At 41.5% G+C, this 11493-nt stretch carries 9 protein-coding genes; 5 read left to right on the top strand and 4 right to left on the bottom strand.

What is annotated here, in order from left to right; genetic code table 11:
* The first annotated feature begins 488 nt into the window (after positions 1 to 488).
* Positions 489 to 1184, top strand: a complete 696-nt coding sequence (locus tag LC586_RS37530; RefSeq protein ID WP_229490780.1) for a Uma2 family endonuclease — start codon at positions 489 to 491, stop codon at positions 1182 to 1184.
* 269 nt (positions 1185 to 1453) lie between these two features.
* Here LC586_RS37530 and LC586_RS37525 read toward each other — a convergent pair whose 3' ends face one another.
* A complete protein-coding gene (locus LC586_RS37525) occupies positions 1454 to 5098 on the bottom strand; it encodes a response regulator (protein WP_229490778.1) in 3645 nt (1214 codons plus the stop codon).
* 32 nt (positions 5099 to 5130) lie between these two features.
* Here LC586_RS37525 and LC586_RS37520 point away from each other — a divergent pair, with 32 nt between their 5' ends.
* Positions 5131 to 5328, top strand: coding sequence for a hypothetical protein (locus LC586_RS37520; RefSeq protein WP_229490776.1), 198 nt, complete (start codon positions 5131 to 5133; stop codon positions 5326 to 5328).
* 458 nt (positions 5329 to 5786) lie between these two features.
* Here LC586_RS37520 and LC586_RS37515 read toward each other — a convergent pair whose 3' ends face one another.
* From LC586_RS37515 to rsmI, 3 genes are all read right to left on the bottom strand, one after another.
* Complete coding sequence (locus LC586_RS37515) at positions 5787 to 6719, bottom strand: general stress protein (protein ID WP_229490774.1); 933 nt, start codon at positions 6717 to 6719, stop codon at positions 5787 to 5789.
* A gap of 58 nt (positions 6720 to 6777) precedes the next feature.
* Positions 6778 to 7056 (bottom strand): GlsB/YeaQ/YmgE family stress response membrane protein, encoded by a 279-nt coding sequence (locus LC586_RS37510; protein ID WP_229490772.1) that lies wholly within the window; start codon positions 7054 to 7056, stop codon positions 6778 to 6780.
* A 459-nt stretch (positions 7057 to 7515) separates the two neighbouring features.
* Positions 7516 to 8376 carry a 16S rRNA (cytidine(1402)-2'-O)-methyltransferase gene (gene rsmI / locus LC586_RS37505; RefSeq protein ID WP_229490770.1) on the bottom strand — a complete coding sequence of 287 codons (861 nt, stop codon included), beginning with the start codon at positions 8374 to 8376 and terminating at the stop codon, positions 7516 to 7518.
* A 176-nt stretch (positions 8377 to 8552) separates the two neighbouring features.
* Here rsmI and LC586_RS37500 point away from each other — a divergent pair, with 176 nt between their 5' ends.
* The 3 genes from LC586_RS37500 (at position 8553) to rbp (ending at position 11045) form a co-directional block, all read left to right on the top strand.
* Positions 8553 to 9449, top strand: coding sequence for a sugar kinase (locus LC586_RS37500; RefSeq protein ID WP_229490769.1), 897 nt, complete (start codon positions 8553 to 8555; stop codon positions 9447 to 9449).
* A 27-nt stretch (positions 9450 to 9476) separates the two neighbouring features.
* Positions 9477 to 10337, top strand: coding sequence for a 3'(2'),5'-bisphosphate nucleotidase CysQ family protein (locus LC586_RS37495; RefSeq protein WP_229490768.1), 861 nt, complete (start codon positions 9477 to 9479; stop codon positions 10335 to 10337).
* 396 nt (positions 10338 to 10733) lie between these two features.
* The gene (gene rbp, locus LC586_RS37490) at positions 10734 to 11045 is read left to right on the top strand and encodes an RNA-binding regulator (protein ID WP_229490766.1); all 312 of its coding nucleotides are present in this window, start codon (positions 10734 to 10736) and stop codon (positions 11043 to 11045) included.
* Positions 11046 to 11493: the final 448 nt, after the last annotated feature.

Here is an 11493-nt window from a genome sequence, read left to right as displayed (position 1 = left end):
AAACGAACCGCAAAGGACGCAAAGGACACAAAGAAAGAAAGAAAGAAAGAAAGAAAGAAAGAAAGAAAGAAAGAAAGAAAGAAAGAAAGAAAGAAAGAAAGAAAGAAAGAAAGAAAGAAAGAAAGAAAGAAAGAAAGAAAGAAAGAAAGAAAGAAAGAAGTTAAAAGGGTTTGGCGTAGCCTCACAAAGAAATGGTATAAGGAATAAGAATTAAATAACATACAATTTATGTTCCTGGCTTACCTCACCCTCAATCCCTCTCCGATATATTGGAGAGGGAAGCTAGATAGAGGATGAAGTTTTGCATTTTATTTAATCCACGTTCCTAATCTGTAATGTGCTAGGTCAACACTAACGTCCCTTGTGGGCGAAAGCACCTTGCTCCCTGCACAAGAGCTTTTTCATCTGCGGTAGTAAAATGGATGCAGTACTGCCAAATTAGAATACTTTGATTCAGTTTGGACAATTTGGGTAAAGAGGACAAAGGGATGGTCGCAACTCCTAAAAACGTGATTTCAGTTTTACCTCTGGAAAATGGCGATCGCTTATCTCGCTGCGAATTTGAGCGTCGCTATCAGGCAATGCCGCATTTAAGAAAAGCTGAACTGGTTGAAGGAGTTGTATATATCATGGCATCGCCACTGAGAATTAAAAGTCATGGCGAACCACATGCAGACCTGATCGGGTGGTTGTGGAACTATAAAACGGCAACGCCTGGTGTTGTTATGGGAATTGAACCCACAGTGCGTTTAGATCCGAATAATGAACCACAGCCTGACGCGGTACTATTCATTCCGGGCAGACAGGCATTGATTAGTGAGGATGATTATATCCAAGGCGCACCCGAACTGGTGATAGAAGTGGCAGCAAGCAGTGCAGGCATAGATTTACATGATAAAAAACGCACTTATCGACGGAATGGAGTACAAGAGTATATTGTCTGGCGGACATTAGATAATCAGTTGGATTGGTTTAGGCTGCAAGCAGATGAGTATATTTTGCTACCAAGCGATGAGCAGGGAATTATTCGCAGCCAGGTGTTTCCGGGGTTGTGGTTGTCGGTACTTGCCTTACTTTCAGGAGAAAGGGCAACAGTGTTATCTGTGTTACAAGCAGGTTTAGCTGCTACTGAACATCAAGAATTTATGCAAAATTTAAATGAGAATATGAAAAATAGGAAATAGATGTGTACTGAGTTTTTCAAAAATCAAATAGGAGTCCTATATCAATACTACGTAAGTTTTGCCTAAAAAATAATTTTGGTGTAGCACTATTGACCAAATAATTACTAATTCGTAATTCGTAATTCGTAATTGAAGAGGGTACAGAGCAAGCACTAAATTTTTAATTTAGTGGTCAACAAGAAAGTGACGAGTTCAGAGCTAACACTAATTGTAATTACGAATTACGAACTATCAATTACGAATTATTTTGACTCCCCACTTCCCCTGCCTCACCGATACAGCCAAACCCTTAGTAGTGAAAGCAGTTGCTCTGTATCTACAGGTTTGGTGATGTAGTCAGAAGCTCCAGCTTCGATGCACTTTTCACGATCGCCTGGCATGGCTTTAGCAGTTAAAGCAATTATTGGTAATGAACGAAACTGTTGTTGCTGGCGGATGGCGCGGGTGGTTTCGTAACCATCCATTTCCGGCATCATAATGTCCATCAAAATTATATTAATCTCAGGATTAGCTTGCAGGCTCTCTATGCCATCTCTGCCATTTTCGGCAAACAGCACTTGCATTTGATAGCTTTCTAAAAAGCTGGTGAGGGCAAAAATATTTCGGAGGTCATCATCCACAATCAAAATTGTCCGATTAGCCAGCACCGGGTCATTTTGGTGTAGTTGTTCTAGCATTTGCCGCTTTGGTGGGGGCAGATTTGCTTGCACCCGATGCAAAAACAGGGCAGTTTCGTCTAACAACCGCTCTGGCGATCGCACATTTTTAATGATAATTGTCTCTGCTAGTCCCCGCAGTTGTGTTTCTTCTTGTCGGCTGAGTTCTTTGCCGGTGTAGATGATAATCGGCAGTTTTAAAAGCCTGGGTTCAAGCTTTATTTGCTCAATTAGTGTAAAGCCGCTCATATCGGGCAGGCCGAGATCCAGTACCATACAATCAAAGTGATGCGATCGCAAAATCGAGAGGGCTTCTGCCCCCGTACCCACTGCTGTACTATGAACATCGCCATTACCGATCAGTTCGATAATACTTTGGGCTTGTACGGGGTCATCTTCTACGATGAGGAGATTTTTTACCTGACGCTCAATAAAGCCTTTTATTTCTGTCAATACTTGAGTTAGCGCTTCTGGAGAGACGGGTTTTTGTAGATAGGTAATCGCTCCTAGTTGTAATCCCCGTTGCTGTCTTTCATCAACAGAAAGTATATGTACTGGTATATGTCTGGTGTCTGGGTTATGCTTCAGACGATCTAGCACCGTCCACCCATCCATCTCTGGCATGTGGATATCTAGCATAATTGCATCGGGCTTAAACTCTTGCGCTAGTGCTAGACCTTGTTTGCTGTGTAAAGCAACAATGGTTTTAAAGCCCTGCTCACGGGCCATATCTAGTAAGATACGGGCAAATTTATCATCATCCTCGATAATTAGCAAAATGCGATCGCCCGGTTGAATGATTTCCCGGTCATCTGGGATATCGTTGGGTAAGCTGGGGAGGACTTTCGCCGATGGAGAGATGTCTACAGTTGTGAGTCTGTTTTCGACTAGAGGCACTTCTTTTATGAGCGATGTTGGGCGGATAGAGCTGATTGGCCCAGAAGGTGATGGAGTGAGAGTATTTTTACCCTTCCCTTCATGTCGTCTGGGCAAGTAGAAAGTGAAGGTGCTTCCCTGCCCTGGCTGGCTGACTAGTTCAATTCTCCCGCCCAACAGTTGAGCTAGTTCGCGGCTAATGGACAAGCCCAAGCCTGTTCCGCCGTACTTGCGGCTGGTTGTGCCATCTGCCTGCTGGAATGCCTCGAAAATAATTTTCTGCTTCTCGACTGGAATGCCTATACCCGTGTCGATAACTGCAAAAGCAATCATGGGATTATCAACTTCGGCTGTCTCAGAAGACATGCCAATTTGTAACTTCACCCCTCCTTGTTCAGTAAACTTAAAGGCATTAGCTAGGAGATTTTTCAGCACTTGTTGCAGACGTTTGGAGTCATTATAAATTGTCGCTGGTAATTTTTCATCTCGTTCAATAGTAAAGCTGAGTTCTTTATTGTGGGCAACTTGCCGGAAAGTTTGCTCCAGAGATGTCTCCAAATCGGCAAGAGCAATTTGCTCAATATCGAGCGACATAGTACCCGACTCAATTTTTGCCAAATCTAGAATGTCATTGATCAACTCCAGCAAATCAGTCCCAGCCGAGTAGATAGTCCGACTGTACTCTACCTGTTTGTCGGTCAAGTTGTTAAGGGAGTTATCTGCTAGCAGCCTTGCTAAAATTAACAGGCTATTTAGCGGTGTGCGTAACTCGTGGGACATATTCGCCAGAAATTCCGACTTGTATTTGGAAGACAATTCCAGTTGTTCAGCTTTTTCTTCCAAAGACTGCCTCGCCCGCTCAACTTCCTGGTTCTTGCGGGCAACTTCCCGATTTTGAACTTCTAACAATTCTGCCTTTTCTTCTAGTTCCTCATTTAGTTGCTGTAATTCCTCGTTAGACTGCTTGACAAGAAATTGTGATTCCTCTAACTCCTGCGCCTGTTCTTCCAGGCGTTGATTGCTCTGTTGTAGTTCTTCTTGCTGGTTTTGCAGTTCTTCTGTTAAAGCAACAGACTCTTCAAGTAGTCGCTGGGTTTGCAATTGTGAGGCGATGTTATTTAAAAATACACCCAGAATTTCACTCAATTGCTCTAAAAATGTCAGATGCAGATGGCTGAAAGGCCCAAATGATGCCAGTTCAATTACAGCACTCACCTGCGTCTCAAACAGTATAGGCAAGACAATAATATTTAGCGGTGGAGCTTCTCCTAAGCCGGAACTAATACGGATATAGTCACTAGGAACTTCTGTTAGGAGAATTCTTTGTTTTTCTAAGGCACATTGTCCCACCAATCCCTCACCCAAACGAAACTGGTTTGCCAGATTTTTTCGCTCTTTGTAAGCATAGCTACTCAAGAGTTTCAGTACAGGCTCGTTATCTATTGAGTCCATGAAATAAAAAATGCCCTGCGATGCCCCAACCAGTGGTGCTAAATTTGACAAAATTAGGCGAGACGCAGTTTCTAGATTTCGATGCCCTTGGAGCATCTGGGTAAATTCAGCTAAGTTAGACTTTAGCCAGTTTTGCTCGTCATTTTTTTGATTTGTGTTTCGCAGATTAACGATCATCTGGTTGAAGGTGCGTGTCAATACACCAATTTCATCCTGGCGATCGCTATCTGGTAAACTCACCAATAAATCCCCATCCGCCATTTTTTCTGCCAAATCAGAAACTTGCCTCAGAGGAACTGAGATATGTCTGGTCAAGGCGAATCCGATCAAAGCTAAGATTAAAGAAAATAAGGGAATACCATATACAATACTGGCGATCGTTTTTTGAGCAGCTACTTGTGCCTTCTCAGAACGCTGTTTTAGCAGTGTATTCTCCTCATGTTCCATTGTCTGGATAACTTTGCGGATTTCATTCATTAGCTGCTTGCCCTGGTCTGTCAGAACGACCTTCTGAGAAGCTTCAAAGCCTTGGTTTTGGCGCAAATCGATAGTTTCTTGAAGTTCGTTCAACTTGTCAGTGATTAATGGCTGCAAAATATCTATCTGCTGTTGTTGCTTGGGGTTATCTGCTGTTAACCTCTGAAGTTCCCTAACTTTTTGATTCAGTACTTGAATTGCAGCGTTATAAGGTTCTAAATAGCGCTGTTCTCCAGTAATAATGTAACCGCGTTGGCCAGTCTCAGCATTTGTCAGTTGCAAATTGAGGTCTTCAAGCTGACTTAACACCTGGTAGGTATGGCTTTCTTTGCGCGAAGTTTGAATTAGCTCATTGGTGCTTTGGTAAGAGATTAGACCAATAGTGGTCAGAGTTGCCAAACTCAGGGCAAAACTAATTCCAATTTTGGTTCCAATCTTCAAACTTTTCAACATTATTCCAGCAGCTATTCCAATTATTTATATTTTTGGCACTATTCGGATTATGTTTTGGCTATACAAATCAATACTGTCCTAACTGTGGATACTGGTCATATCTCATAGAAATGGAAATGGGTTCAGAGCCAGAAACAGGTATAATTGGTTATGAAACTGCAATTTTACTATTTGAAACAGATATTATCTTACCCCAAGACGAGCCTGTTGCAACTTCAATTTCAGCTTGAGATAATCTTTTTAGCAAAAAGTCATTGGAGTATATTTGTCGCGGAATATTTTTTTGTAATGCTTAAACAGCTTTTAGGGCTGAGAAAAACTCTGGTAATGCTACCCAAAATTCGTAATTATTAATCCCCTATGGTTAGGCATTAAGCATTAGTATGGCATTTATAATTACTATAAAGTAAGGATTTTATTGATTTTAAATGGCTGGTTTAGCTCCCCGATCCTGTATTCTATAATAGAACTGCGAATAGGGAAAATTAAGCTCATTAAAACATAACTTCCATAGATGTTAAATCTAGCAATCCTAAATTATTTGTAAAAATATCTCTTTATTCTCTCTGCGTTCTCTGCGCCTCTGCGGTTCCTGATAAAAAATTATTTTTCCCAAAACAAATCAGATAGGATTGCTATAGTGCATATTCCTGCTGGATATAACATCAATGCTATTACTAACCCAAAACTATTGACTAATAACCTGGCGATCGCTTCTACTCGCATTCACTAAAGATGGGCTATAGATACAAAAGTTTTCAATTTTGTGACTCTCTAAAATAGCTCTTGCACCTGCCATGTAGATATCAGTACTCTTTAGGACTAATAAGAAATTGCCAAGGCTAACTTGATGTTCATAATATCTAGCTAGATCCTGAGAAATTCCTAAAGAAGTGTAGTTATCTTTGGAACTGCTGATATCTACCTCAGTAATATCATTCAGTCTGTTTGTATCCTTAGCAATCACCGAAACTTGAGCCATAGGAAAGCCAGCAATTTTTAGTTCAGTAAGTGCTTTTTCTGTATTTTGGCGCGTAGAAAAAACACCAACTGCATTTTTATAGCGACTATTTGGGGTCAAGTATGGCTCATAAATGCTCCACTGTTGAGTATCAGGGCGATTAAAAACCCTCTTAGCAAGACGAATCTCTATATCTATGCCCGTTACTATTACCAAATAATAACCTTTGCAAATTAGATCGCTGTAACCCTGTGCTTGCTCTTTTGGAATTCCTAAACCTAGTAGCACACCATGTAAATCACCTGCGGTTGCATTGATCGCACCACCTGTTAAAGTGGTAGCGATCGCAGTTGCTTCTGCTCCGGCTAGAATCACTCGTCCTATACCAGAAATTACCCACAGGACTAAACTGGGTAATAAGCCAGTAACACCGCCCAAAGCACCACTTATAAAGGCTTCAGCATCTTCTGAGGATGTATTATTGCCAGTGTGCTTTTTAACTTCAACACTAGCAATATCGCTTTTTTCTTCTACATTCCGTGCAATTACAGAAATTTTGTGCATGGGAAAATTAGAAGCTTTTAGTTCCTGAACTACCAATTGTATATCGGAACACTTAGCGAAAACTCCTATAGTTGTTCGCTCTTTTTCTAATGTCATTTTATCGGTTTATTGCAGCTTTAAGCAATTCCCAAGAGTGTTAGCTGATATGAGGTAATTACACAGTTCGGCGAGTCACTAAACCCCAAAGGAAAATCAGTAGCATCGCGCCAAGAACAGCAAATAAAATGCTTCCAAGCGAGAAAGCTCCAGCAGATGCAGCGGCTGCCGAACCACTTCCTAGTAAAACTTGACCCAAATAACCCCCGACTACTGCTCCAAGTATTCCTAATATAATCGTAGAGAGAATACCGCCACCTTGGGTTCCTGGATAAAATAACTTAGCTAACGCACCTGCAATTAAACCCAAAACCAGCCAAGCAATAATGTTACCCATTGACTTTCTCCTTCATTGAGAATCTTAATTTGTTTGCTTTTGACTATTTCATATTAAAGTTTTCCTGCAAAATTCCTGATCTATCTAGAGAACTAATATCAAAAATCTTTAGATATCATTTGAATATTCACTCCTTTGTCTTTGAGAATGAATATATAAATTTAGTAACAATAATCTATTTGGTATGGCAATAACACTTTTTTTGCTTGAACTATATAACCCAAGTTGCGGTTGGGCAAATTATGAGTGCTTTATCACCCTCGACTCAGGCGATGTCTGTAGTTTTTCCTAGTCTACGCACATGAAAAGTTGACTTTAAGTTACAGTTATGATAGATGAGAGTCAACCCAACATAGGAGTTTGAACTCGACTTGAGGATTATCCCTGTCCTAAAATATCGAGCAGAAAATTTTGTTTATTCAATTATTGACAGAATTCTACAAAAGCAGTATTAGTTGCTCACAACTCAGGAGTGAGGGCTATAGAAAGAGCTAGTTGATAAAGTTGGCGACGGGGAAGAGAGGTAAATTTTGCTAACTGACGGCTAGCTTGCGATCGCGATATCCCCTGACTAATTAACTGTTTCAATTCGGCTTTCAATTCCTCTTCTGTCAGTTGGGGCTGACTGGCTGGAATTCCCGCCACTACTAATGTATATTCACCTTGGGGTTCTCGTTGGGTGTAGTGAGCGATCGCCTCGGCAATTGTCCCCCGCCAAAATTCCTCATACAATTTAGTTAACTCCCGCCCTAACACAATTTGGCGATCGCTTCCCCAAACCTCTGCTAAGTCTTGTAAAGTATCTCGCAAACGGTGGGGCGATTCGTAGAAAATCAATGTGCGAGATTCTGTTTGCAGAGATTCTAAATGTTCTTGTCTCTGTTGACTTTTAGCTGGGAGAAAGCCTTCAAAGATAAACCGATCTGTTGGTAATCCAGCTGCACTCAATGCAGTAATTGCTGCACTAGCACCAGGAATAGGAACTACTGCAATTCCCGCCTCAATACAGGCTTTCACCAGTTCATATCCAGGATCGGAAATTCCTGGCATCCCCGCATCGCTCACAAGAGCGATCGCTTTATTGTTAACTAAATGCTCTAATAATTCTGGGATGCGGCTGGTACGATTGTGTTCGTGGTAACTCACCTGGGGAGTTTTAACTTGAAAATGCTGTAATAGTTTCCCAGTATGACGGGTGTCTTCCGCAGCAATGATATCTACAGTCTGTAAAATTCGCACCGCCCGAAAGGTTATATCTTCCAGATTGCCAATTGGTGTGCCGACAACGTAAAGTGTTCTTGGTTTTGGATCGGTTTGCATGAGGGAGAGGTAAAAGTTAGGAGTTTGTAGAGACGCGATTCATCGCGTCTGTGCAGGAGTTTGTAGAGACGCGATTCATCGCGTCTGTGCAGGAGAGACAGGAGAGACGCGATGAATCGCGTCTGTACAAGAGTTAAAAATAATAATTTATGCATCTATACGAAAATATATGACAAATGGATAATCTAAAATCCAAAATCCAAAATCCAAAATCGGATTGTGGATTATTTGTAGGTTTAGTAACCTTAGATTTGATTTACCTTGCTGAATCTGCCCCTAAGAATAATCAGAAGATTGTCGCTACTGACTATACTGTGGCAGCAGGGGGCCCAGCTACAAACGCGGCTGTGACTTTCAGCCATTTAGGAAATCAGGCTACAGTCTTGGGTGTAGTGGGTTCTCACCCAATGACGCAGCTAATTCGGGGTGATTTGGCAAATTACAAAGTTGCGATCGCAGACCTTGAGCCTACCACTGATTTAGCACCGCCTGTCTCCTCAATCATTGTCACCCAAGCCACGGGTGAACGAGCTGTAGTTTCCATCAATGCGGTCAAAACTCAAGCCAACAGCGCATCTATCCCGCCAGATATTTTGCAAAATGTCGATATAGTACTGATTGATGGACATCAAATGGCGGTTAGTTATTCCATAGCCCAAATGGCTAAAGCCAAGAATATCCCAGTAGTAATTGATGGTGGGAGTTGGAAGCCTGGATTTGAGCAAATTCTGCCGTTTGTAAATTACGCCATCTGTTCGGCTAATTTTTATCCCCCCAACTGCCAGACTGGAGAAGACGTTTTTACCTATCTGCGCGGATTTGACATTCCTCACATCGCCATTACCCACGGACAAAAACCAATTGAATACTTGAGTTGCACTAAAACTGGTATCGTAGATGTGCCACCGATTCAAGCAATTGATACATTAGGGGCTGGAGATATTTTCCACGGTGCTTTTTGTCATTACATTTTAAGAGAAAGCTTTACCGATGCACTGACACTAGCAGCTAATATTGCTGCTGATTCCTGTAAATTTTTTGGCACTCGGCGCTGGATGGATTTAAAGTGCTGAGTAGTCAAGTTAATAAGGCCAAATTTAATGAAAGACTTACAAGAAATATTAGCGATCGCTCGTGAGGTAGGTTGGGGTGGAGCAGATATACTGCGATCGTATTATCACGGGACTGCAAAAGATCCTAATTTAGAAGTACAATATAAACAAAATGAACCTGTTACCGTTGCCGATGTAGCTGTGAGTCAATACATTTTGCACAGGCTACAAGCAAATTTGGGTAGTGAAGATTTTGCTTATATCAGCGAAGAAACTTATCAATCTCCAAGTGGTGTAGCACAGCCTTCCCCCCCTTGGGTATGGATAATTGACCCTTTGGATGGTACACGAGACTTTATCGAAAAAACTGGAGATTATGCAGTTCACATTGCTTTAGTCAAGGAAACACGCCCAGTGTTGGCAGTGGTGGTAGTACCAGAAGCTCAAAAGTTATATTACGCTATCAAAGGCGGGGGTACATTTGTAGAAACTCGTGATGGTTCTGTTCCTTTACAAGTGTCGTCACACAAACGAATTGAGGATTTAACCTTAGTCGTTAGTCGCTCTCACCGCAACCAACGCTTAGATTACTTATTACAAAACTTACCTTGTCAAAATCATAAATCTGTGGGCAGTGTAGGTTGCAAAATCGCCACCATTATCGAGCAACAGGCAGATATCTACATTTCCCTTTCCGGCAAGTCTGCGCCCAAAGATTGGGATATGGCAGCACCAGAACTGATTTTAACAGAAGCCGGTGGTAAATTTACCCACTTTGACGGCACTCCGTTGCAGTATAACACCGGTGATATCAATCAATGGGGAGGTTTGCTGGCTAGTAACGGCGAATATCAGGAGGTGCTGTGTAAAGAAGCAGAAAGGATTTTAGCGCAGTTTGAGCATAGCTAAATGGGGCATTTGAGGATAAATATTTTTTAATTTGCTTTTAAGAGAGTTAGTCATGATATGATTAGCCTGAATACCGATAATAATCTTTACCCCTTAGTCCACAGCTTAATTTTCAAAACACTAAATACCAGGGCGATCGCTAGTTGATTCCGATTTCCTGTTAAAGGTGTAACTTTTATAATACAAGCAACAAAAGCCAGTCAATTGAGAAGTCTACAAACCTATGCTAAAGGTTTGATTTGTGAATAAAATTCACAATAAGACGATATTCAAAGGCTGAAATTTGTGATAGACTCATGGATATAAAGATTATTTTCGGTTGAGTAACTCGTTTTGATTTCTAAAAAGTGTCTCTCCGAATTTAACTATCTACACTCCCTGAATTCGGAGATTTCTATGTCAATTTACGTCGGAAACCTGTCCTATCAGGTTACAGAAGAGGACCTAAAGCAGGCTTTTGCAGAATACGGAACAGTAAGTCGTGTTCAACTACCCACAGATCGGGAAACAGGCCGGCCGCGTGGGTTTGCTTTTGTGGAAATGGAATCAGACACACAAGAACAAGCTGCTATTGATGCACTTGATGGTGCTGAGTGGATGGGACGTGATTTGAAAGTGAACAAAGCTAAACCTCGTGAGGAAAGAAGCAACTCCTCTCGTGGTAACTGGGGTGGCGCTAATCCCCGTCGCACTAATAATCGCTACTAAGCCGATTCCTAAAAATTTCACTCACATTTAAAGTATCCAGCAGACAAAGCCAAAGGCTCCATGCTGCTGGAAGATTTCATATTTAACTGGGAAGTTTCTAAAGCAAGAATTTTTCAAGATACCCCTCTTCTGTCACTCTCCGGTAGGGCGAACGCTAGAAGCCTTATGAGGCAATCAATACAAGCTATACTATTAGAAAAAAATAGGTCTTGTATTTGTTATTAGAAAATAATCGCGCGATGCCTGCGGCGGGCGGAGCCATCGCTTGCTATACAAAAGCTCTAGAATGCAGAAATGGCAAATGTTTTCGGAGAGTGACAGAAGCGGTTGACGGACGAGGCTATGTCCGCAATGGATGAAAGAAACCAATAGATATCGCCGAAAAAAGTTTATATTAAAATTGTGTCTTGAAAGTTTTGACCGCTCCCTCAATGGTGTTCTTCGCCCG

This window comes from Nostoc favosum CHAB5714 (assembly GCF_020829495.1).
GTDB lineage: Bacteria > Cyanobacteriota > Cyanobacteriia > Cyanobacteriales > Nostocaceae > Nostoc > Nostoc favosum.
The sequence above is the reverse complement of the archived record's forward strand: the minus strand, read 5'-3'. Positions and strand labels throughout refer to the sequence as shown.

What these genes read in the sequence shown, in the direction of transcription:
- LC586_RS37530 (WP_229490780.1), top strand. Translation starts at nt 489, where the DNA reads ATGGTCGCAACTCCTAAAAACGTGATTTCAGTTTTACCTCTGGAAAAT.
- LC586_RS37525 (WP_229490778.1), bottom strand. Translation starts at nt 5,098, where the DNA reads ATGTTGAAAAGTTTGAAGATTGGAACCAAAATTGGAATTAGTTTTGCC.
- LC586_RS37515 (WP_229490774.1), bottom strand. Translation starts at nt 6,719, where the DNA reads ATGACATTAGAAAAAGAGCGAACAACTATAGGAGTTTTCGCTAAGTGT.
- LC586_RS37510 (WP_229490772.1), bottom strand. Translation starts at nt 7,056, where the DNA reads ATGGGTAACATTATTGCTTGGCTGGTTTTGGGTTTAATTGCAGGTGCG.
- rsmI (WP_229490770.1), bottom strand. Translation starts at nt 8,376, where the DNA reads ATGCAAACCGATCCAAAACCAAGAACACTTTACGTTGTCGGCACACCA.
- LC586_RS37500 (WP_229490769.1), top strand. Translation starts at nt 8,553, where the DNA reads ATGGATAATCTAAAATCCAAAATCCAAAATCCAAAATCGGATTGTGGA.
- LC586_RS37495 (WP_229490768.1), top strand. Translation starts at nt 9,477, where the DNA reads ATGAAAGACTTACAAGAAATATTAGCGATCGCTCGTGAGGTAGGTTGG.
- rbp (WP_229490766.1), top strand. Translation starts at nt 10,734, where the DNA reads ATGTCAATTTACGTCGGAAACCTGTCCTATCAGGTTACAGAAGAGGAC.